This window comes from Acidisoma sp., from assembly GCF_965199065.1.
GTDB lineage: Bacteria > Pseudomonadota > Alphaproteobacteria > Acetobacterales > Acetobacteraceae > Acidisoma.
Genome location: NZ_CBDAQN010000001.1, coordinates 674,139 through 694,055 on the forward strand (window position 1 = coordinate 674,139; position 19,917 = coordinate 694,055).

The window sequence follows — 19,917 nt, forward strand, 5'->3', positions numbered from 1 at the left end:
AGCTCAACGTTCGATGAGGATGTAGCGCCGTGCGACGGCCGCAGTTGCCAACAGACGCAACCGCACGCGCGTCGGCCGCATCCGCAAGGTGAGCACGAAAGGAACGACCGCATCGAGTTCCGGTTCATCCTCGAAGCGTTGCGCCACCATGAAATTGTTCATGCACTGTGCGACGGCATCGAAAAAGGGCGCGCCAAGGACTGTGCTCGAGGCAAGGCCGGACATGCGCGACTCCGTGGCGTTGTACAACTCGACCACCGAGGTGTGGTTGAAGCCGATGACCCCGAACGAAAGCTCGTCGAGACCTTCAGAGCCCATTGCTTCAAGCTCGAGTATCGTGATCGTCTCGAAGCTGCCCTCCGCCATCTGGTTGCATCCTGTCGTTGTGGACCGCGCGACTGTCTACATGGCTTAAGTCTTTATGAGAAGCCAGATCTATCCATATAAGCCCGGGGCAGCAGTGGCTCGCGAGGCGGCGTCCTGCGCCCGCAGGCGGGGCTGGGAAGATCGTAGTGCCTGGAGAAGTAGCTTCGGCCCGGTGAGTGAGGGCTTCCGCCCGAAGCAGGAGCCGTTGCGGCATGGCAGCGGTCCTGTCGCGCGGCTTGCCCGGCCCTTGCGCCTTCTGTATAGGCCGCCGCTCGTTTTGTCTGTGCGCCGGGCCTGAAGGGCATGCCCGGCCACGACACGTCTCCGGCTCCGCATCGCGTGGAACCAGCCGGGACGACCTATTTTGAGGAGAGTAAAATGCCCAAGTTGAAGACGAAGTCGTCGGTCAAGAAGCGGTTCAAGATCACCGCGACCGGCAAGGTTCTGGCGGGTCCCGGCAACAAGCGCCACGGCCTGATCAATCGCCCCCAGAAGATGAAGCGCACCAACCGTGGTTCCCAGACGCTGACCGAGATGGATGCCAAGACGGTCAAGCAGTGGGCGCCCTACGGGCTGGTGTGAGAGAGGGGATCTGATCCATGGCACGTGTAAAACGCGGCGTAACCGTTCACGCCCGGCATAAGAAGGTCCTCGACCAGTCGAAGGGCTTCGTCGGCCGGTCCTCCACCAACTACCGCATCGCGCTGGAGCGCCTCGAGAAGTCGCTCCAGTATGCCTATCGCGACCGGCGCAACAAGAAGCGCGAGTTCCGCGCGCTTTGGATCCAGCGCATCAACGCGGCGGTGCGCGAGCAGGGGCTGACCTACAGCCAGTTCATCTTCGGGCTGAAGCAGGCGAATATCGAGCTGGACCGCAAGGTTCTGGCCGCGATCGCCTTCGACGATGCCGAGACCTTTGCAGGCATCGTGAAGCAGGTTCAGGCCGTCCTCGAAGCAGCGCCCAGCAGCGCCGCCGCCTGACGCCTCGCCCCATCCGGGGCGGTTCCGTCCGGCCACCCGACGAGAGGGCTGCCTTGACCGAGGCGGCCCTTTTCCATGTTTGGAGCTACCATGTCCGACGATCTGAGCGCCCTTCAAGCGGAAGCCGAGGCGGCCATTGCCGCCGCACCCGATCCCCGTGCGCTCGATGCGGTGCGGGTCGCCTTCATGGGCAAGCAGGGGCGCATCACCGGCCTGCTGCGCAGCATGGGCCAAGTGCCGCCGGATGAGCGAAAGGCCCGTGGCGCCGCCGTCAACGCCCTGCGTGAGGCTGTGGAGGGCGTGCTCGCGGGCCGGCAGGCGGTGCTGGATCAGGCGGCGCTTGCCGCGCGCCTCGCCACCGAGCGGATGGACGTGACGCTGCCGCCCGCACCAGAGGCGCGCGGGTCGATCCATCCCATCAGCCGGACCATGGAGGAGATGGCGGCGATCTTCGGCGCCATGGGCTTCACCGTCGCGGAAGGCCCGGAGGTCGAGGCCGACTGGTACAATTTCGGCGCGCTGAACATCCCCGCGCATCACTCCGCCCGCAGCGACATGGACACCTTCTACCTCTCCGGCACGCATGAGGGGCATCCGCTGGTCCTGCGCACGCATACGAGTTCGGTGCAGATCATCTCGATGCTGTCGGAGCCGCCGCCGCTGCGGCTGATCGTGCCCGGCCGCACCTACCGCGCGGACCACGACGCGACCCATAGCCCAATGTTCCACCAGTGCGAGGGGCTGGTGGTGGACCGCCACATCACGCTGGCGCACCTCAAGGGTTGCCTGACGGATTTCCTGCGCGCCTTCTTCGGCATTGCGACCCTGCCGGTGCGCTTCCGGGCGAGCTACTTCCCCTTCACCGAGCCCTCCATGGAGGTCGATATCGGCTGGAACCGCCGCACCGGAGAGTTGGGCGGCGGCGGCGACTGGCTCGAGATTTTAGGCAGCGGCATGGTGCATCCGAAGGTGCTCGCCAATTGCGGCATCGATCCGCGCGAGTGGCAAGGCTTCGCCTTCGGCATGGGCGTCGAGCGGGTGACGATGCTCAAGCACGGCATCTCCGACCTGCGGCTGTTCTACGAGAGCGACATCCGCTGGCTGCGGCATTACGGCGCCTCGCCCTTCCAGCCGGCCAGTCTGCACGAAGGGGTCTGAGCCGATGGGCCAGCACCCAAGAGTCGGTTGCGGCGCGGCGATCGTACGTGACGGCAAGCTGCTGCTCGTCCAGAGGCTGACCGAACCCGAGGCGGGCCGCTGGGGACTTCCCGGCGGCAAGGTCGATGCCTTCGAGCCCCTCCACGACGCGGTCCGCCGCGAAATCGAGGAAGAGCTTGGCATCGTCATCGAGGACGCTGGCCTCCTCTGCCTCGTCGAGTTGATCGACCGGGACGGCGACGAACACTGGGTGGCCCCGGTCTATCGGGTCGCGGCGTTCAGCGGCGAACCGGAAAACCGGGAGCCCGCGAAACATGCCAGGTTCGGGTGGTTCACGCTCGACGCTCTGCCCGCGAACCTGACCGTCGCTGCCGCCCAGGCCGCGACCGCCCTCTGATCGAGACGCATTCATGAAATTCACCCTCTCCTGGCTGCGCGACCATCTCGAGACGACGGCTTCGCTCGACACCATCACCGAGCGACTGACCGGCATCGGGCTGGAACTGGAAGGCGTCACCAACCCCGGCGCGGCGCTGGCGCCCTTCCGCATCGGGCAGGTTATGGAGGCCGTGCAGCACCCGAATGCCGACCGCCTGCGCGCCTGCACGGTGGATGCGGGCGAGGGTCCGGTCTCCGTCGTCTGTGGTGCGCCCAATGCCCGCACCGGCATCAAGGTCGTTTTCGCGCCCGTCGGCGCCACCATCCCGGCGTCCGGCATGGTCCTGAAGGCGGGCGAGATCCGTGGCGTCGCCTCGAACGGAATGCTCTGCTCGGCCCGCGAGCTCGGCCTTGGCGAGGATCATGACGGCATCATCGAATTGCCCGATGACGCGCCGGTCGGCGCTGCCTATGCCGAGTGGGCCGGGCTCGACGAGCCGGTGATCGAGATCGCCGTCACGCCCAATCGCGGCGATGCGCTCGCTGTGCGGGGAGTCGCGCGCGATCTGGCGGCGGCGGGCGTCGGCGCGCTGAAGACCTTCGCGCCCGAGACGGTGCCTTCGGAGGGCGCGAGCGCCATCGACTGGGCGATCGAGATGCCCGAGGTCTGCCCCTGGGTGCTCGGCCGCACGGTGCGCGGCGTCACCAACGGGCCGAGCCCTAGCTGGCTGCAGGACCGGCTGCGGGCGATCGGGCTGCGCCCGATCAGCGCGCTCGTCGACATCACCAACTTCTTCACGATCGACCTCGGCCGTCCGCTGCATGTGTTTGACGCTGGGCGAGTGTCGGGCGGTCGGCTCACGCTGCGGCCCGGCGCGGGCGAGACCTTCCGGGCGCTGAACGGCAAGGACGTGACCGTGACGCCGGCGGACTGCGTCATCGCTGACGCTTCCGGGGTCGTTTCGCTGGCGGGCGTGGTCGGCGGCGAGAGCACCGGCTGCACCGGGACGACGACCGACGTCTTCATCGAATGCGCCTACTTCGACCCCATCGCGATCGCGCTGACCGGCCGCCGCCATCAGATCGCGAGCGACGCCCGGGCGCGGTTCGAGCGTGGGATCGACCCCGCGCTCATGCCGGCGGCCCTGGAGGCCGCGACGCAGATGGTGATCGAGCTTTGCGGCGGCACGGCGTCCGAGCCCGTCGCGGCCGGGACAGAACCCGCATGGCGGCGCACGGCGCGGCTGCGCTTCGACCGGCTGCGCACCTTCGGCGGCGCCGATGTGCCGCGCGACGAGGCCGAGCGCATCCTCCGCAGCCTCGGCTTCAACCTCGCGGGCGCCGACGGGGAGAGCATCACCGTGAACGTCCCCTCCTGGCGCAACGATGTTGCTGGGCGCGGCGACCTGGATCAGGGCCCGGCATTGCATCCCGAGCGCGCCGCCCAGGCCCGCGAAGGTGCTGCGGTCATCGAGCCCGAGGTCGACCTCATCGAGGAGGTGCTTCGCATTTGGGGCATCGACCGCATCGCGCCGGTCTCGCTCCCGGCGCTCTCCGCGGTGCCGTCGGCGACGCTCACGCCGCGGCAGGCGCGTGCGGCGGTGGCGCGGCGGGTGCTGGCGGGCAGGGGCCTTGCCGAGGCGGTGACCTTCAGCTTCGCCGACAGCCGCATCGCCGCGCTGTTCGGGGAAGCGCCCGAGGCGTTGCGGCTGGTCAACCCGATCGCCTCGGACCTCGACCAGCTGCGCGCCACGCCCCTCATCACGCTGGCGCTCGCTGCGGCGCGCAACGCGGCGCGTGGCTTCGGCGATGGCGGGCTGTTCGAGGTCGGACCCGCTTTTCACGAGGGCGTACGGGGCGGCCAGCAGGTGGTGGCCGCCGGGCTGCGAACGGGCGAGACGCCGCGCAGCTGGCTCGTCCCCGCGCGGGGCGTGACGGCTCTCGATGCCAAGGGCGATGTGTGGTCCGCGCTCACCGCACTCGGCCTGCCGCCGGAGGCGCTGACGGTGACTGGCGATGCGCCGGGCTTCTACCATCCGGGACGTTCGGGCGTTGTCCGGCAGGGGCCGAAGCTCGCCTTGGCCCGCTTCGGGGCGCTGCACCCCGAGATCATCCGCGCCCTCGACCTGCCCGCCCATGCGGCGGCCTTCGAGATCTTCCTCGACGCGATCCCCGAGCCGAAGCGCCGCCGGAAGGCCGCACCTGTGCTGTCGGCTTTCCAGCCGGTCCGGCGGGATTTTGCCTTCATCGCGGCGAGCGAAGTCGCCGCCGAGGACGTGTTGCGGGCGGCGCGTGGCTCGGTGCGCGATCTCGTCGCGGGCGTGACGCTGTTCGATGTCTATGAGGGCGAGCGCATGGAGCCCGGCCGCAAGTCCCTCGGCGTCGAGGTCGTGTTCCAGCCGAAGGATCGCAGCCTGACCGATGCGGAGATCGAGGAAGCCTCCGCGAAGGTGGTCGCCGCCGTCGCCAAGGCGACCGGAGCCGTGTTGCGGTAGTGCCCTAGATACGGCGCGCGAGGCGCGGGAACTGGAAGTCGCCGTAACCTCGCGCTTGGCGTTCGCGGTTCACTCGGTCACGCCGGCTTTGGACGCGGTGAGCGACGATCCATAGCACGATGCCGGCAATGGCCGGTGCGCCGAAGAGGGCGACGACGCCATACCAGTTTGCAGCGAGCGAACCCATAGCTTGTGCCTTCCAGTTCCGGACGACCTGCAATTGCCGGCCACGTAAATCTCTCCCGCACGCCTCTGTGATCAGGCGCCTCTGGCGGAACCGCTGTGGTACTCCAATATATGTGAACGAACCAAGAACGGGGATCGTTAGATGAGCACGCGCAGCAGGACGACGCAGCCGGAGACGGAGCAGCCGGAAGCCGATCTGGTGGACACCGATGTCAATCCGAAGACTGCGGTTTCGGACGATGTTCCGAATAATACCGTCAAGGACCCGAATACCTGGACCACCGGACATGAGACGATGACCGGTGCCCAGGCCTCCTACCTGAAGACGTTGTGCGAGGAAGCCGGCGCCGCCTTCGATCCAAGCCTGTCGAAGGCCGATGCGTCGAAGATGATCGACAGTCTCCAGGCTCAGACGGGTCGCGGCCGCAACCACTGACGCTTCCGAGCCTCACGAGGAGATGAGAATGAGACACCGTGATCCGCCGGCGTACAGGTCGAACGATGTGGCCTTTGCACGGGGGCTGGGCATGCTCAGTATCGGTCTCGGCCTGATAGATCTCTTCGGACGGCGCGGCGTTGCCCGGAACACCGGCCTGCCGAACGAACCACTCATTGCTCTTGTCGGTTTGCGGGAAGTGGCGACCGGTCTCGGGCTTGTCCTTGCGCGGGACCCGATGCCATGGGTGTGGGGTCGTGTCGGGGGCGACGCCATGGATATCGGAGCGCTGGCCATGGGCGTGTCGTCGCGCAATCCGCAGCGGCAGGGAGCCGTGGTGGGCCTTCTGTTGGTGGCAGCGCTGACAGCCGTTGATGTCGCGTTGGCCGGCCGACTGCACGTGACGGCCGAAGATCAGGCAACGAGGCCGCTGCTCGCCTGATCCCCTACACCCCTGTCACGTCATCAGCGGTCATGACGCAGTTGCGTCCTGCATCCTTCGCCGCATACAGCGCCCGATCGGCATCCGCGATGAGGCCGTGGGTTCCACGGAACGGGACGTAGGCTGCTACGCCGATGCTGAGCGTCACATGTTGCTCCATCGTGTCGTCAGCCTCCACCGCCAGTCGCAGGCGCTGGGCAACAGCCGCGGCGGCTTGCACTCGGGCACGCGGCAGGATCAGGCCGAACTCTTCACCGCCATAGCGGGCCAGCAGATCTGAAGACCGGTTATTGCCGTTCAATATTCTAGCCACTTGGACAAGAGCCGCATCACCTGCCAGATGGCCGTGACGGTCGTTGAATTGCTTAAAGTGGTCGATATCGATCAGCAACAGCGACAACGGCTCGTTGGTACGTCTCGCAGTCTTTTCTTCGGCTGCAAGCCGCTCGTTGAAGGCGCGGCGATTGGCGATGCTCGTCAGGACATCCGTCAAGCTGATCTCGGAAAGCCGTTCGTTGGCCGCACGCAACACACTGTTGTCCTGTGCCAACGCCAACAGGCGGACGATCTGCCGCGACAGGCTCTGCAGAGCCACGGTCTGCGATTTCGATAGTTCACGACTGCAGCGATCAATGACGGACAACGTTCCGAACGGCACCCCATGAGGCGCCAGCAGCGGCGCGCCTGCGTAGAAACGAAACGGCACACCGCCTGCCTTGGCCCAGTTGCGGGAGAAACGCGGGTCCTCGGCTACGTCCCGCACAACCATCACCTCATCCGGCACCCGGATCGCCTGCGCGCAAAAGGCGAGCGCACGCGGATAGTCCATCGTACCGATGCCGATACGAGCACTGAGCCACTGCCGGCCACGGTGAATGAACGATAGCAGAGCGCCCTGCGTGCCACAGACGTTCGCCGCAAGTTTGACGGCCTCGTAATATGTTGAGTCATCGCCGCAGTTGACGGTTTGAAAACGATCCGTCGCTGCCTCGGCAGCTGCCCTGTTTGACATCTGGCCCGATGGCTTCAGCGTAACGTAGGAAGATGCCGACGGCGCTTGCATCGAGTCACACCTCTGGAAGGGCGATGATTTGGTTCCGTCTCAAGAGGCCACAAAACATTTGAATGCCGCGTGAATGATTCCCGTAGGGATCATCAACGCCGCGATCAAAACACCAGACAACCCGACGGTAAGGCTCCTGTCTCCGGGGACCGGATCGCGCACGAGGCGGTCGCGCGCGCCGCCCTCCGCTCGGGCGAGGCATTGACGTTAATCCCGTCAATGGAGTAAGCGCTGCAAATGCGAGGCGTTCGCAATATTGCGATGGCTCGATGATCAGGAGTTCACGATGTCAATCCGGCGTCGGGCGAAGCCGCGAGTACTTGCGGCAGCAGTGATATGCGGCGTTTTCGTTCCGGTATTCGGCGCTCAACGCCCTGCGCAGGCCGCGGGACCGCCGGTGCTCACGCTTTATTCGGCGCAGCACGAGCAGACGGTGGACACGCTGGTCGCCGGGTTCGAGAAGGCGACGGGGGTTCGCGTTCAGGTGCATACGGGCGATGGCCCGGAGGTCGCTAACCAGATCATTCAGGAAGGCACGGTTTCGCCCGCCGATATCTTCTTCACGGAGAATTCGCCGGAGATCGCGGTGCTGGACGAAAAGGGCCTGTTGGCCCCCGTCGACCCCGCGACCCTTGCCGAAGTCCCGGCGAAGGACAGCGCGCCCGACGGCCATTGGGTCGGTGTGCTCGCGCGGGAGAATGTGCTCGCCTACAACACGGGCATGATCGCCGGCGACAAACTGCCGGAATCGGTGCTCGATCTTGCCGGGCCGGCCTGGAAAGGCCGCGTCGCCATCGCGCCGAGCGACAACGACTTCCTGCCGCTGGTCAACGCCGTGCTCGTGTTGAAGGGGCATGACGCCGCTCTCGCCTGGCTGCGCGGCCTGAAGGCGAATGCTCAGATTTTCGATGACGACGAGGGCGTCGTGGCGGCCGTGAACCGGGGCGCCGTCGCTACCGGCATCATCAACAACTACTACTGGGCGCGTCTCCAGGCGGAGTTAGGCCGCGGCCATATGCACAGCGCGATCTACCATTTCAGCCACGGCGATATCGGCGGCCTCGTCAACATCTCCGGGGCCGGCGTCCTGAAGACGGCCAAGGACCCGAAAGACGCGCAACGTTTCCTGGCCTACCTGGTGGCCGCCGACACGCAGAAGCTGCTCGCCGACAACACGGTCGTCTTCGAGTATCCGCTGCATCCCGGTGTCGCGCCGAACCCCGTGCTGAAGCCGTTCGATCAGTTGCAGCCGCCGGCGATCAGCGTGGCGCAGCTGGGTGATGACGCCCAGGTCGTCGATCTGCTGAACGAGGCCGGCCTCCTCTGATGAGTTTCCTCCGGTGAATGGGGCGGTCAAGCCACCTCTGGGACTGCTGGCCGCCTCGGCCGTGGGAGCGGCGCTGGTGCTGCTGCCTTTCGGTCTAACCGTGTTCCGGGCCGCTGAAGTCGGTGGCGCGCGGGCGAGCCGGTTGCTGTTCCGTCCGCTGGTCGGCCTGCTGCTCATCAACACCCTGAGCCTGGTGGCGGTCTCCGTGGTGCTCGCGGCCATTCTCGGCACTGCGATCGCGTGGTTCGTGGAACGGACGCGGCTCCCCGGCCAGCGCCTTTGGGCGGTGCTAGCGGCGGTGCCGCTCGCCATCCCTTCCTTCACCACGAGCTACGCCTGGGTCTCCATCAGCCCCGCCTTGCAGGATTTCGCGGGTGCCGTGCTGGTGGTGACCTGCTCCTACTACCCGCTGGTCTACCTACCCGTGGCGGCGGCCCTGCGCGGCATGGACCCGGCACTGGAGGACGCGGCCCGCGCCCTCCGCTGCGGACCCGTCGCCTGCTTTTTCCGCATCGTCCTGCCGCAGCTGCGGCCGGCGTTGCTTGGAGGGATGCTCCTGGTGACGCTCAACATCCTCACCGAGTTCGGCGCCTTCGCCCTGCTGCGCTTCCGCACCTTCACCACCGAAATCTACGTGCAGTTCCGGGCCAGCTTCGATGGCGCCGCCGGATCGCTGCTGGCGGGTGTCCTCATTCTGCTCTGCCTGCTCTGCCTGCTGGCGGAGCTGCGGGTGAGGGGACGTGCGCGCTACGGCCGCATCGGCTCCGGCGCCCGCCGCGCCTTTACCCCTCATGAACTGGGCCGCGCCCGCCTGCCCGTGCTGGGCTTCTTCGTGGTCGTGACGCTCGTGACAGTCGGCGTGCCGCTCGGCACCGTGCTATTTTGGCTCGCGCAACCGGGGGCGGCGGCCATTACTCCGGCCGAGGTGTCGCCGGCGCTGCTGACCCAGGCGACACTCGCCTCCATCGGCTACGGGCTGGGCGGCGCGGCGGTCGCGACGCTGATGGCCCTGCCGATAGGCTTCCTCGCCACGCGCTATCGCGGCCGGTCGGTGACGCTCATCGAACGCACGAGCTATCTGACCCAAGGACTGCCCGGCATCGTCATCGCCCTGGCGCTGGTCTTCCTGACCGTCCATTACCTCCACATCCTCTATCAGAGCGCGCTGCTGATGATCCTCGCCTACGGCATCCAGTTCCTCTGCCTAGCCGTGGTCGGCGTTCGCGCGGCCTTCGCCCAGTCGCAGCCGGGGCTGGAGGAGGCGGCCCGGTCGCTGGGTCTTGGGCCGATCGCGGTCGCCTGGCGCGTCATGCTGCCTCTGGCCGGACCGGGCCTTGGAGCCGCGGCGGCCATGGTGTTCGTTTCGGTGACGACGGAACTGACCGCGACGTTGCTGCTCGCGCCCATCGGCACGCAGACGCTGGCGACGCAGATCTGGGCCGACACCTCGACCTTGGCCTTTGCAGCGGCGGCACCTTACACGGCGCTCATGATGACGATTTCGCTCCTGGCGACCTGGCTCCTGGCGCGCCGGTTCGGACAGTCGCGCGTCCGTCTTGCGACCGTTGGCGCCTCCGCCAGCGGCATCGCCTGAGCGATCCCGATGACGGCATTGGCCTTGGCCGGGGTATGCAAATCCTTCGGCGCCCGCACCGTCCTGGCGCAGATTGATCTCGATGTGGCGTCCGGTGAGGTGCTGGCCGTGCTCGGCTCCTCCGGCAGCGGCAAGACGACGCTGCTGCGGCTGATCTGCGGGTTCGAGCGGAGCGGAGGCGGGACTATCCGCCTTGGTGATGATCTGGTGTCCGGAGCCGGCGTCCACGTGCCGCCGGAACGTCGCCGGGTCGGCTATGTGGCGCAGGACGGCGCGCTGTTTCCTCATCTTTCGGTCGCCGGCAACATCGCCTTCGGACTGTCGCGCCGCGAGCGCCGGAGGCGCCACCGGGTGGCCGAGCTGCTGGAACTCGTCGGACTGCCCGCGGCCTACGCCGATCGGCCGCCGCAGGAGCTGTCGGGCGGCGAACAACAGCGCGTCTCGCTCGCCCGCGCCCTCGCGCCGCAGCCTGGGCTGGTGCTGTTGGACGAACCCTTTTCGTCGCTCGATGCCGGGCTGAGGGTCGAGACGCGGGAGGCGGTCGCCGCCGCTCTCCGCCGCACAGGGGCGACGGCCGTGCTGGTGACGCACGATCAGTCCGAGGCACTGTCGATGGGCGATGCCGTCGCCGTGCTACGGGGAGGTGTGCTGGTTCAGGTCGCCGAGCCCGAGACGCTCTATCGGCGTCCCGTCGACATCGCACTTGCGCGCTTCCTCGGCGCTGCCGTGGCGCTGCCGGGCGAGGCCACCGGTGGCTCAGTCCGCTGCGCGCTCGGGACGTTCCCGCTCGTGGCGCCGGTTGGTGACGGAACGGTCGAGGTGCTGATCCGCCCCGAACAGATCCGGCTGATGGCGCCGGGCGAGGGCCATCCGGCGACGGTCGAGGCCGTGACCTTCTACGGCCACGACTGCAGCGTGGCGCTGCGGGCGGCGGGCCTGCCCGGATCGCTGAAGGCCCTCGTTCCCGGCTACGCCAGCCCTCTCTCGGGTGCGAGCGTCGGGCTTCGGGTCGAAGGCCCGGTCGCGGCCTATCCCGTCGTCAGGGGATCGTAGCCCGGCTTCTTGAGGACCGTGTCCGACTTCCCGATGATGTCGGGCTTGTAGACCGTCTCCACCCAATCCTCCTTCGCCACATCCTCGAAGGCGACGGAGACCGCATCCTCTCCAACCTCGGCCCCGGCCATGATGGCCTTCGTTATGTCCTCGGCCATTCTGGATTTCTGCTGCTCGGTCCGGCCGGCGACGAGCTTGACGATAACGTGCGGCATCTCAACCTCCGTAGTCAGCGTCGCTGACCTGCTCCATCCAGTCTACCGGCGACCCATCGAGCTTCTCCTGGATGGCGATGTGGCTCATCGCCGTCGTCGCCGTCGCGCCGTGCCAGTGCTTCTCGCCGGGTGGGAAATGGACCACGTCGCCGGGGTGGATTTCCTCGGTCGCACCGCCTTCCCGCCTAGCCCAGCCGGCGCCGGCTGTCACGATGAGTGTCTGGCCGAGTGGATGCGTGTGCCACGCCGTCCGCGCACCCGGCTCGAACGTGACCAGCGCCATTGCCACGCGGGCTGGATCGGGCGGGCTGAACAGCGGATCGATCCGCACCGTGCCGGTGAAATAATCCGCCGGACCCTTGCCGGACGGCTGCGAACCCGCGCGCTTGATTTCCATCGCTGTCTCCTGTGCGTGTTGCCCATCTAGGTAATGGGTGAACCGGCTGCCGATAAGGCGGTAGAACCCGCATGAACCTATAAGTCGGCGATCTGAATGCCGCCGCCCGCCGGCCGTTGGGCCTCCACTAGGCGTCCGCCCGGCCGCCCGGTATGGTGCGCCCTCCTGATCCGCCCGCTTGAACCCCGCCGCTTGACCCCGAGGTGAGTGCCTATGCCTGGAGCGTTGAAGGTCGCCGTCCAGATGGACCCTATGGAGACCGTGAAGATCGACGCGGACTCGACCTTCGCCCTCATGCTCGAAGCGCAGTCGCGCGGCCATCAGCTCTGGCACTACGAGGTCCGCCACATGGCGCTTCGCGGCCAGCGGCTCACGGCGCGCGCCAACTCCGTGGTCCTGCGGCGCGAGGTGGGGAACCATTTCACCTTCGGCCCGACGGAGCTTCTCGACCTCGGCACGATGGACGTCGTCCTCATGCGGCAGGACCCGCCCTTCGACATGGCCTACATCACGGCGACCCACATGCTGGAGCACATCCACCCCAAGACGCTGGTGGTGAACGATCCGGCGGCCGTCCGAAACGCGCCCGAGAAGCTGCTCGTGGCGCACTTCCCCGACCTCATGCCGCCGACGCTCATCACCTGGGACCGCGCGGCGATCGCGGAGTTTCGGGCGGAGTTCCGCGACATCATCATCAAGCCGCTGTTCGGCAACGGCGGCATCGGCGTGTTCCGCGTGCGCGAGGACGACGAGAATTTCGGCTCGATCCTCGACAGCCATTTCTCCCGAACCACCGAGCCGCTGATGATCCAGCGCTACGAGGCGGCCGTGCGGCAGGGCGACAAGCGCATCATCCTGGTCGACGGCGAGCCCATGGGGGCGGTCAACCGCATACCGGCCAAGGGCGATGCACGCTCGAACATGCATGTCGGCGGGCGGCCTGAAAAAAGCACGCTCACCGCGCGCGAGCACGACATCTGCGCCGCCATCGGCCCCTACCTGCGCGAGCGCGGGCTGCTGTTCGTCGGGATCGACGTGATCGGCGACTACCTCACCGAGATCAACGTGACCTCGCCCACGGGCTTGCAGGAGATCACGCGCTTCGACGGGATCAAGATCGAAGAGACTGTTTGGGACAAGATCGAGGCCAAGGTCTAGCCGTCGCCATTCATGGCCAAGCCCACCCCAAACCCGATCACGCGGCCGGTTCCGCTCGAGGGCGCATGGCCTTGGGTGCCGCGCATTGCCGGCAGCGCCTGGATTGTCTGGCGCATCCTCACCTTCACCGTCTGGACCCTGCTTTGCGCCCCGGTGCAGACGGTGCTCCTCGCTTTGCCCGGACGCGGCAAGGCTCGGTTGCCCTTGCTCTACTGGGCCGGATGCTGCTGGTGCCTGGGGCTGCGGGTGAGGGTCATCGGCGCGCCTGTCGCCCGCGCCCTGCCGACCGTCTTCGTCTCCAACCATTCATCCTGGATGGACATCCCGGCGCTCGGCTCCTGCCTGCCCGCGGCCTTCATCGCCAAATCGGAGGTCGGCCGCTGGCCGGTCATCTCCATCATCGCGTGGCTCGGGCGCACGGTGTTCGTGAGCCGCCGCGCCCGCGGGGCAGGGCGCGAGAATGCAGACATCGCGAGACGGCTCGGTCAGGGCGACAGTCTTATCCTGTTCCCCGAGGGCACCACATCGGACGGCGCCCGTGTCATGCCGTTCCGCTCCGCCTTCCTGGCCATCGCCGAGAGCGGCCAGCCGCATATCCTTCAGCCGGTCTCGATCGTCTACGACGAGATCGATTACCTGCCGGTCCGGCGCGCGGATCGTGCATTGTTGGCGTGGTTCGGTGATATGGACCTCGCCTCCCACTTCGCGCGGATCGCGCGGCACCGTGGGTTGCGGGTGACGATCGAACTCCATCCGCCCGTGGATGCCGCTGGCGCGCTGACCCGGAAGCAACTCGCGCAGTCCGTCTGGCGGCAGGTCGCGACGACAGCGGCCGAACTCCGGCGCAACCGGATCCCGCCGCGAGAGCCCTGAAACAGGCGAGATCAGGAGCGTTTCTGATGAACGAGAAGCCGGCCCCGCTCGTTCTGCCGCAGGTGCACGAGACCCTGCGGCAGGTCTTCAACCACAATGTCGCTCAAGGCCCGGCCTGGATCCCGGCCTATGTCTGGAGCACCATTATCCTGGTCGTTGCCGGCTGCATCGGCCTGCTGCTGCACCGGCTGACGCTGGCGCTCTTCAAGCGCTTCTCGCCGCCGCGCAAGGTGCGCACGTTTTTCGAACTGTTCGTCGAGAACACCACCGGCCCGAGCCGCCTCGCCTATGTCATCTTCCTGGTCGGCGCGGCATTGCCGTCCACGAGTTATTCTTTCGCGACGACACTGACCATCGCGCACATCCTGCTGGTGGCGTTCGTGCTGCTCGTGGGCTGGACATCGATCCGGGCCGGCGAGATCTTCGCCTCCCTCTACCTTGCCCGCTTCCGCACGGATGTCGACGACAACCTGCTGGCGCGCAAGCATCTCACCCAGATTCGCATCCTCAAGCGCGCGGGCGCCATCCTGATCGGCGTGGTGACCGTCGGCGTCGCCCTGATGACCTTCGATCAGGTGCGGCAATACGGGATCAGCCTCTTCGCCTCGGCGGGTGCCGCGAGCCTTGTCGTCGGTCTCGCAGCCCGGCCCCTGCTCACCAACCTCATCGCGGGCGTGCAGATCGCTATCACGCAGCCGATCCGGCTCGAGGATGCGGTCATCGTCGAGGGCGAATGGGGCTGGATCGAGGAGATCAGCAGCACCTACGTCGTCGTGCGGCTGTGGGACTGGCGGCGGATGATCCTGCCTATCTCCTATTTCCTCGAAAAACCGTTTCAGAACTGGACGCGCGAATCCGGCGCACTGATCGGATCGGTCTACCTCTACGTGGATTACACCATTCCCGTGCAGGCGGTCCGCAACAAGCTCTCGGAGGTCGCCGCCGAGAGCAAGCTTTGCGACGGAAAGGTCGTCAACCTGCAGGTAAGCGATGCCCGCGAGGGCGTCGTCGAACTGCGTTGTCTGGTCAGCGCACGCAACGCTCCGCAATGCTGGGACTTGCGCTGTGAGGTGCGCGAGAAGCTCATCGCCTTCATCCAGGCTGAGTATCCGCATTCGCTGCCGCATACACGCGTGGCAATGGATCGCGCCAGAGGCGATGCTGCGACGCACAACAAAGTTGAGGTCGGGGTTGGTGCGCCCGGGCGCGGTTAGCAGATCTTCGCTGAGTAGGAGGCGCCTGTGCGTGGTCGGTGCCGAGGCTCTAGCCGCTGAAGGCCGGCATACCAGATACGTAGTCTAACTTGGGGGTTAACAAAGATGAGCGCCTTCGCACCCACGTCAGCTTCGGCCGGAACCGGCGCAGACCATAGCTTTTTCACCGGCGGAATGGCCGCGCTGGCAGGCTTGATGTTCGGCCTCGATATCGGCGTCATTTCCGGTGCGTTGCAGTTCATCGGAACCGCCTTCCACGCCTCCGATACCGCCAAGGAGTGGATCGTCAGCAGCATGATGTTCGGCGCGGCACTCGGTGCGCTCGCGGCGGGCGTGCTCTCGTATCGGCTTGGCCGCAAAGTCTCCCTGATCCTCGGCGCCATTCTGTTCGTTGCCGGCTCGCTCTTCTGCGCGTTCTCGTGGTCGATATCCTCATTGATCGTCGCCCGCATCGTGTTGGGGCTGGCCATCGGCATCGCGACCTTCACAGCTCCACTCTACATTTCCGAAATCGCACCGCCCGAGAAACGCGGTTCGATGATCTCGACCTACCAGCTGATGATCACCATCGGCATCCTGGCGGCCTTCATCTCGGATACGTTGCTGGCCTACACCGGCGCCTGGCGCTGGATGTTGGGGATCGTGGCCGTGCCCGGCGTGCTGTTTCTGCTGGGCGTTCTGCGCCTGCCCAACAGCCCGCGCTGGCTGATGATGCGCGGCCGCAAGCGCGAGGCTCAGGACGTTCTCCACACTCTGCGCGGCAACGACCGCGTCGTAGAGGCCGAGGTGCGCGATATCGAGGAACAGCTTCGTCGCCCGCAGGTTGGCCTGCAGCTGTTTCGCGGCAATCCGAACTTCCGGCGCTCGGTCTTCCTGGGCATCGCGCTGCAGGTCATCCAGCAGCTCACCGGCATCAACGTCGTGATGTACTACGCCCCGCGCATCTTCGAGGCCGCCGGTTTCCACGGGCACGCGCAGCTTTGGGGCACCGCGATCGTCGGCCTCGTCAACGTGCTCGCGACGTTGCTCGCGATCGGCGTCGTCGATCGCCTCGGCCGCCGCCCGGTGCTGCTGGCGGGCTTCGCCACAATGACCGTCGGCATGGGCGTGCTCGGCTTCCTGCTGCACATCGGCACCCACACCCTGGGGATGCAGCTGTTCGCGGTCGCCATGCTGCTCGTCTTCATCATTGGATTTGCAACCTCCGCCGGGCCGCTCATCTGGGTGCTGTGTTCCGAGGTGCAGCCTACCAAAGGCCGGGACTTCGGCATCGCCGCCTCGACCCTCACCAACTGGGTGGCCAACTTCATCGTTGGCCTGACATTCCTGTCGATGCTGCATAGCTTCGGCGACGGCGTGACCTTCGGCATCTATGCAGCCTTCAACTTCGCCTTCCTCTTTTTCACGTTCTTCATGGTGCCGGAAACCAAGGGGATTTCTCTCGAGAAGATCGAGGCGAACCTCATGGAGGGCAAGCCGCTCCGCAATATCGGCGTCTGACAGAAGACCTGATCGGGCAGAAGTCTGGTTTTGCCTCGGGGAAAACCGCCTCCGCTCAGTCGATGTTCGAAAGATGTCCCTGCCACAGCACCGGCCCCTGTGGCAGGCCGGTCGGCGAACCGCCCTTCTGCTCCAGGCTCACCATCAGCTGCATCGGCCCACGGAGGGTCGGCGGGACCGTGACCGTCTGCCCGCCCGGCGGCAGGACGCCGAGCGCCTTGGGAACGTTGGCCCCATCGGGTAGCGCCCATAACTCGTAGTCCTTGCCCGAGGCAACGGCCACCCGCTCAAGCGGCTTCAGCACGAGGGTCCTGTCGGGCGTGGCCTCCGCGACAAAGGCGGGCGCACCCTTCGGCGGGTTCAGAATGGCGCTCGCGACGGGAATTTCGGAGGCCGGGGCAGGCGCGGGCGGCACCCGGCGATCGACCACCGCGACAACGGCGATGGCCGCCGCAAGGCCGAACCCTAAAGCGGTCGTCCCGCGCCAGAAGCCAAGAGCATTCAGGAAGCCACGCGCCGACGACGGCCCCGACGACCTGGCGGATTGGCTCAGAGGGGCACGGCTGAGAGGCGCCGCAACCAGTCCGCAGGAGGCCTCGATCCTTTGCCACAAGGCTGCCGGCGGCGTCACCGGCGGCACAATAGCGGCAAGCGGGGCGAGCCGCTCCTCCCACTCCGCTATGGCGGCGCCAAAAGCCGCGTCCTGGTCCGCGCGGCGGACAGCGCCTTCGCGTTCGGGGCCTTCGAGCACACCCAACACGTATTCCGCCGCCAGCAGGTCCCGATCGTCCTCGGTCCCGCTCATGGTTCGAGGCACCGTTTCAGGCTGGCCAGCGAACGCCGGATCCATGACTTGATCGTGCCCAGAGGCGTGCCGGTCTTCTCTGCCAATTCGCTGTGTGAGAAGCCGTCGGCATAGGCCTGCATCAGCAGCTGGCGACGGTCGGGCTCCAGCTCCTCCAGGCAACGCCGCAAAGCAGCGCCCTCTGCGCTGGTCACCAGTTGGGAAAGGGCATCGGGCGATTCGTCCGCCTGCTCCGGCGGCTCGTAGCCCGGCTTCTCCCGCACCCGGCGGCGCGTGATGTCGAGCGCGCGGTAGCGGACGATGCTGGTGAGCCAAGCGCCCGCGGCGCCGCGCGCGGGATCGAAGCGAACCGCCTGGTTCCAGACCTGCACAAAGGCATCATGGGTGGCGTCCGCGGCCAGCCCGGGGTCGCGGGTGATCCGCAGCGCGAGGCCGTGCAATCGCGCGGATTGTCCATCGTAGAGGGCACGGAATGCTGCGCGGTCACCGGTTGCACACCGGGTCAGCAATGCGGTCAGAGCCCCATCGCCGTCGTCCCGCGAGCCGCTGCGTTGAGAAAGCAGACCTGAGCACTCCCGCAATACCCGCGCGTGAACCGCGCGTTTCCTGGCCCGCATATTGCGCGGCTGGCGCGGAGACGCAAGCCGAAGCCTTGTCTCTGACACTGCGGAAGCCATAGACCCAAGACCCCTCTCCGACACCAAGGAGGCCCGGTCGACCTCTGCACTTTCTACGCGGCGCGAACGCCAGCGGATGCCGCCAGGGCGATCATCGCCTCGACATTGCAGTGTCGCACCACATGCGCAGCCAAACGGTCCAGCACAGACTCGATCTCGGCCGCATGGTTGCGTGTGCTGGCAACGCCGCCGAAACGGACAAGCCAGGCAGACCGTTGCCGATCATTTATAAAAAATCCATGAATGTAACTTCCGGAGACGCGCCCATCAGCCGATCTTGCGCCGTCCGGCCGACCATCGTCCGTTCGTATGAGAGGACGTTCGGTATCGGCACCTTTTGTGATGCCCATGTGCATCTCGTAGCCGTGCAGCGGCGTATTGTCAGGAAGCGTCACTCCATGCACGGCGCGCAGGTGCTTCGGACCTTGCAGGGTCGTCTCGACATCGAGCAGTCCAAGCCCGGGCGCGGATGATGGCGGTCCCTCGATCCCCTCGGGATCGGAGATGCGTTGGCCCAGCATTTGATAGCCGCCGCAGAGGCCGAGCACATGACCGCCGCGCCGGTGGTGAGCGATTATGTCCTTGTCCCAACCGAAGGCGCGCAGCCGCGCGAGATCAGCGATAGTCGTTTTAGAACCGATAAGAAGAACGAGATCGGTATCCGCCGGCAGCGGCGTGCCCTGGTGCAGCACGACCAGATCGACCGACGGCTCCGCACGCAACGGGTCCAGGTCATCGAAGTTGGCGATGCCGGGCAGCACCGGCACGGCAATGCGGAGCGGTCCTCCACGGGCCGGCGGAAGCGCGCCGAGATCGGCGGCATCCTCGGCGGGCAGGCGCTGGGCGTCGGCGAAGAAGGGCACGAGACCCATCGGCGCCCAGCCAGTACGGGCCGCGATGAAGTCCATGCCGTCGGCGAACAGAGTGGCATCGCCCCTCATGCGGTTGACGATGAAGCCACCGATGAGAGCCGCGTCGGCTGGGTCCAGCACCGCCTGGGTGCCGACGAGGCTGGCGATGACGCCGCCGCGATCGATGTCGCCGATCAGCACGACAGGCACGCCCGCGGCACGGGCAAAGCCCATGTTGGCAATGTCGTTCGCTCGGAGATTGACCTCGGAGGCGCTGCCCGCGCCCTCGACGACGACGATGTCGCACTCCGCGCGCAACCGGGCGAAGCTTTCCAGCACATGCGGCAGAAGCTGGGGCTTTAGGGATTGGTATTCGCGAGCGCGGGCCTGGCCCCAGACGCGTCCCTGCACCACGATCTGGGAGCCGACCTCGCTCTGCGGCTTCAGCAGCACAGGGTTCATGTGAACCGAGGGCGGCACGCCACAGGCCTGCGCCTGCAACGCCTGCGCGCGGCCGATTTCGCCGCCATCGGCCGTGACGGCCGCATTGTTCGACATGTTCTGCGGCTTGAACGGCCGCACGCGGAAGCCCTGATGGGTGAGGGCGCGGCACAGCCCGGCGACAAGCAACGATTTTCCGACGGAGGACCCAGTCCCCTGCAGCATCAGCGCGAGCGTCATGAAGGAACAGCGTTCTTTTTTTCAAACGGGATGCCCCGCCTTGCAAACGGGATGCCCCGCGCAAAGAA

At 66.6% G+C, this 19,917-nt stretch carries 22 protein-coding genes; 14 read left to right on the forward strand and 8 right to left on the reverse strand.

The genetic code is table 11. The features are described from left to right. Positions 1–3: 3 nt before the first annotated feature. On the reverse strand, positions 4–366 hold the full coding sequence (locus tag ACOEQ1_RS03145; protein ID WP_419757768.1) for a hypothetical protein: 363 nt from the start codon (positions 364–366) through the stop codon (positions 4–6). Between the two features lie 378 nt (positions 367–744). Between ACOEQ1_RS03145 and rpmI the strand changes: the two genes are divergently transcribed. From rpmI to pheT, 5 genes are all read left to right on the forward strand, one after another. Next, positions 745–948 carry a 50S ribosomal protein L35 gene (gene rpmI / locus ACOEQ1_RS03150; RefSeq protein ID WP_419757769.1) on the forward strand — a complete coding sequence of 68 codons (204 nt, stop codon included), beginning with the start codon at positions 745–747 and terminating at the stop codon, positions 946–948. Positions 949–965: 17 nt separating this feature from the next. Next, positions 966–1,346 (forward strand): 50S ribosomal protein L20, encoded by a 381-nt coding sequence (gene rplT, locus ACOEQ1_RS03155; protein ID WP_419757770.1) that lies wholly within the window; start codon positions 966–968, stop codon positions 1,344–1,346. 90 nt (positions 1,347–1,436) lie between these two features. Then, a complete protein-coding gene (gene pheS / locus ACOEQ1_RS03160) occupies positions 1,437–2,504 on the forward strand; it encodes a phenylalanine--tRNA ligase subunit alpha (protein WP_419757771.1) in 1,068 nt (355 codons plus the stop codon). Positions 2,505–2,508: 4 nt separating this feature from the next. Beyond that, complete coding sequence (locus ACOEQ1_RS03165) at positions 2,509–2,901, forward strand: NUDIX domain-containing protein (protein ID WP_419757772.1); 393 nt, start codon at positions 2,509–2,511, stop codon at positions 2,899–2,901. Between the two features lie 13 nt (positions 2,902–2,914). Beyond that, positions 2,915–5,377: a phenylalanine--tRNA ligase subunit beta gene (gene pheT / locus ACOEQ1_RS03170; protein ID WP_419757773.1), complete on the forward strand. Its 2,463-nt coding sequence runs from the start codon at positions 2,915–2,917 to the stop codon at positions 5,375–5,377. Positions 5,378–5,381: 4 nt separating this feature from the next. Here the strand turns inward: pheT and ACOEQ1_RS03175 are convergent, their stop codons facing one another. Beyond that, positions 5,382–5,564 (reverse strand): hypothetical protein, encoded by a 183-nt coding sequence (locus tag ACOEQ1_RS03175; protein WP_419757774.1) that lies wholly within the window; start codon positions 5,562–5,564, stop codon positions 5,382–5,384. A 141-nt stretch (positions 5,565–5,705) separates the two neighbouring features. On the opposite strand from ACOEQ1_RS03175, the gene ACOEQ1_RS03180 reads away from it, so the two are divergent. Further along, a complete protein-coding gene (locus tag ACOEQ1_RS03180; RefSeq protein ID WP_419757775.1) occupies positions 5,706–5,999 on the forward strand; it encodes a DUF3072 domain-containing protein in 294 nt (97 codons plus the stop codon). 28 nt (positions 6,000–6,027) lie between these two features. Continuing rightward, positions 6,028–6,441: a hypothetical protein gene (locus ACOEQ1_RS03185; protein ID WP_419757776.1), complete on the forward strand. Its 414-nt coding sequence runs from the start codon at positions 6,028–6,030 to the stop codon at positions 6,439–6,441. Between the two features lie 4 nt (positions 6,442–6,445). Here ACOEQ1_RS03185 and ACOEQ1_RS03190 read toward each other — a convergent pair whose 3' ends face one another. Continuing rightward, a complete protein-coding gene (locus ACOEQ1_RS03190) occupies positions 6,446–7,504 on the reverse strand; it encodes a diguanylate cyclase (RefSeq protein WP_419757777.1) in 1,059 nt (352 codons plus the stop codon). A gap of 397 nt (positions 7,505–7,901) precedes the next feature. Here ACOEQ1_RS03190 and ACOEQ1_RS03195 point away from each other — a divergent pair, with 397 nt between their 5' ends. Genes ACOEQ1_RS03195 through ACOEQ1_RS03205 form a run of 3 tightly spaced genes read left to right on the forward strand, consistent with a single transcriptional unit; the run spans position 7,902 to position 11,478 of the window. Next, entirely contained in the window at positions 7,902–8,831 is a 930-nt protein-coding gene (locus ACOEQ1_RS03195) for an iron ABC transporter substrate-binding protein (protein ID WP_419757778.1), read from the forward strand. 13 nt (positions 8,832–8,844) lie between these two features. Continuing rightward, on the forward strand, positions 8,845–10,425 hold the full coding sequence (locus ACOEQ1_RS03200; protein ID WP_419757779.1) for an ABC transporter permease: 1,581 nt from the start codon (positions 8,845–8,847) through the stop codon (positions 10,423–10,425). 9 nt (positions 10,426–10,434) lie between these two features. Then, positions 10,435–11,478 (forward strand): ABC transporter ATP-binding protein, encoded by a 1,044-nt coding sequence (locus ACOEQ1_RS03205; RefSeq protein WP_419757780.1) that lies wholly within the window; start codon positions 10,435–10,437, stop codon positions 11,476–11,478. Here ACOEQ1_RS03205 and ACOEQ1_RS03210 read toward each other — a convergent pair. Together ACOEQ1_RS03210 and ACOEQ1_RS03215 are read right to left on the reverse strand one after the other, a co-directional pair. Further along, positions 11,454–11,693 (reverse strand): tautomerase family protein, encoded by a 240-nt coding sequence (locus tag ACOEQ1_RS03210; protein ID WP_419757781.1) that lies wholly within the window; start codon positions 11,691–11,693, stop codon positions 11,454–11,456. The two genes, ACOEQ1_RS03205 and ACOEQ1_RS03210, sit on opposite strands and share 25 nt — an antisense overlap. A gap of 1 nt (position 11,694) precedes the next feature. Then, positions 11,695–12,090, reverse strand: a complete 396-nt coding sequence (locus tag ACOEQ1_RS03215) for a cupin domain-containing protein (RefSeq protein WP_419757782.1) — start codon at positions 12,088–12,090, stop codon at positions 11,695–11,697. A gap of 213 nt (positions 12,091–12,303) precedes the next feature. Between ACOEQ1_RS03215 and gshB the strand changes: the two genes are divergently transcribed. The 4 genes from gshB to ACOEQ1_RS03235 all read left to right on the forward strand — a co-directional run bounded on the left by gshB (position 12,304) and on the right by ACOEQ1_RS03235 (position 16,835). After that, a complete protein-coding gene (gene gshB / locus ACOEQ1_RS03220; protein WP_419757783.1) occupies positions 12,304–13,248 on the forward strand; it encodes a glutathione synthase in 945 nt (314 codons plus the stop codon). A gap of 12 nt (positions 13,249–13,260) precedes the next feature. After that, entirely contained in the window at positions 13,261–14,121 is an 861-nt protein-coding gene (locus tag ACOEQ1_RS03225) for a lysophospholipid acyltransferase family protein (RefSeq protein WP_419757784.1), read from the forward strand. A gap of 26 nt (positions 14,122–14,147) precedes the next feature. Next, positions 14,148–15,335 carry a mechanosensitive ion channel family protein gene (locus ACOEQ1_RS03230; protein WP_419757785.1) on the forward strand — a complete coding sequence of 396 codons (1,188 nt, stop codon included), beginning with the start codon at positions 14,148–14,150 and terminating at the stop codon, positions 15,333–15,335. Between the two features lie 105 nt (positions 15,336–15,440). Then, positions 15,441–16,835 (forward strand): sugar porter family MFS transporter, encoded by a 1,395-nt coding sequence (locus ACOEQ1_RS03235; protein WP_419757786.1) that lies wholly within the window; start codon positions 15,441–15,443, stop codon positions 16,833–16,835. Positions 16,836–16,890: 55 nt separating this feature from the next. On the opposite strand, the gene ACOEQ1_RS03240 is transcribed toward ACOEQ1_RS03235, so the two are convergent. From ACOEQ1_RS03240 to ACOEQ1_RS03250, 3 genes are all read right to left on the reverse strand, one after another. Next, positions 16,891–17,640, reverse strand: a complete 750-nt coding sequence (locus ACOEQ1_RS03240) for an anti-sigma factor (protein ID WP_419757787.1) — start codon at positions 17,638–17,640, stop codon at positions 16,891–16,893. Further along, on the reverse strand, positions 17,637–18,149 hold the full coding sequence (locus ACOEQ1_RS03245; protein ID WP_419758630.1) for a sigma-70 family RNA polymerase sigma factor: 513 nt from the start codon (positions 18,147–18,149) through the stop codon (positions 17,637–17,639). Before ACOEQ1_RS03245 ends, ACOEQ1_RS03240 begins: the two co-directional genes overlap by 4 nt. 221 nt (positions 18,150–18,370) lie before the next feature. Further along, the gene (locus ACOEQ1_RS03250; protein WP_419757788.1) at positions 18,371–19,849 is read right to left on the reverse strand and encodes a cobyric acid synthase; all 1,479 of its coding nucleotides are present in this window, start codon (positions 19,847–19,849) and stop codon (positions 18,371–18,373) included. Positions 19,850–19,917 lie beyond the last annotated feature (68 nt).

Coding starts and splice junctions, on each gene's coding strand:
- rpmI (WP_419757769.1), top strand. CDS start 745: ATGCCCAAGTTGAAGACGAAGTCGTCGGTCAAGAAGCGGTTCAAGATC.
- ACOEQ1_RS03240 (WP_419757787.1), bottom strand. CDS start 17,640: ATGAGCGGGACCGAGGACGATCGGGACCTGCTGGCGGCGGAATACGTG.
- ACOEQ1_RS03250 (WP_419757788.1), bottom strand. CDS start 19,849: ATGACGCTCGCGCTGATGCTGCAGGGGACTGGGTCCTCCGTCGGAAAA.
- ACOEQ1_RS03210 (WP_419757781.1), bottom strand. CDS start 11,693: ATGCCGCACGTTATCGTCAAGCTCGTCGCCGGCCGGACCGAGCAGCAG.
- pheS (WP_419757771.1), top strand. CDS start 1,437: ATGTCCGACGATCTGAGCGCCCTTCAAGCGGAAGCCGAGGCGGCCATT.
- ACOEQ1_RS03180 (WP_419757775.1), top strand. CDS start 5,706: ATGAGCACGCGCAGCAGGACGACGCAGCCGGAGACGGAGCAGCCGGAA.
- ACOEQ1_RS03145 (WP_419757768.1), bottom strand. CDS start 366: ATGGCGGAGGGCAGCTTCGAGACGATCACGATACTCGAGCTTGAAGCA.
- ACOEQ1_RS03190 (WP_419757777.1), bottom strand. CDS start 7,504: ATGCAAGCGCCGTCGGCATCTTCCTACGTTACGCTGAAGCCATCGGGC.
- ACOEQ1_RS03225 (WP_419757784.1), top strand. CDS start 13,261: ATGGCCAAGCCCACCCCAAACCCGATCACGCGGCCGGTTCCGCTCGAG.
- ACOEQ1_RS03215 (WP_419757782.1), bottom strand. CDS start 12,090: ATGGAAATCAAGCGCGCGGGTTCGCAGCCGTCCGGCAAGGGTCCGGCG.
- ACOEQ1_RS03175 (WP_419757774.1), bottom strand. CDS start 5,564: ATGGGTTCGCTCGCTGCAAACTGGTATGGCGTCGTCGCCCTCTTCGGC.
- ACOEQ1_RS03185 (WP_419757776.1), top strand. CDS start 6,028: ATGAGACACCGTGATCCGCCGGCGTACAGGTCGAACGATGTGGCCTTT.
- rplT (WP_419757770.1), top strand. CDS start 966: ATGGCACGTGTAAAACGCGGCGTAACCGTTCACGCCCGGCATAAGAAG.
- ACOEQ1_RS03230 (WP_419757785.1), top strand. CDS start 14,148: ATGAACGAGAAGCCGGCCCCGCTCGTTCTGCCGCAGGTGCACGAGACC.
- pheT (WP_419757773.1), top strand. CDS start 2,915: ATGAAATTCACCCTCTCCTGGCTGCGCGACCATCTCGAGACGACGGCT.
- gshB (WP_419757783.1), top strand. CDS start 12,304: ATGCCTGGAGCGTTGAAGGTCGCCGTCCAGATGGACCCTATGGAGACC.
- ACOEQ1_RS03235 (WP_419757786.1), top strand. CDS start 15,441: ATGAGCGCCTTCGCACCCACGTCAGCTTCGGCCGGAACCGGCGCAGAC.
- ACOEQ1_RS03205 (WP_419757780.1), top strand. CDS start 10,435: ATGACGGCATTGGCCTTGGCCGGGGTATGCAAATCCTTCGGCGCCCGC.
- ACOEQ1_RS03165 (WP_419757772.1), top strand. CDS start 2,509: ATGGGCCAGCACCCAAGAGTCGGTTGCGGCGCGGCGATCGTACGTGAC.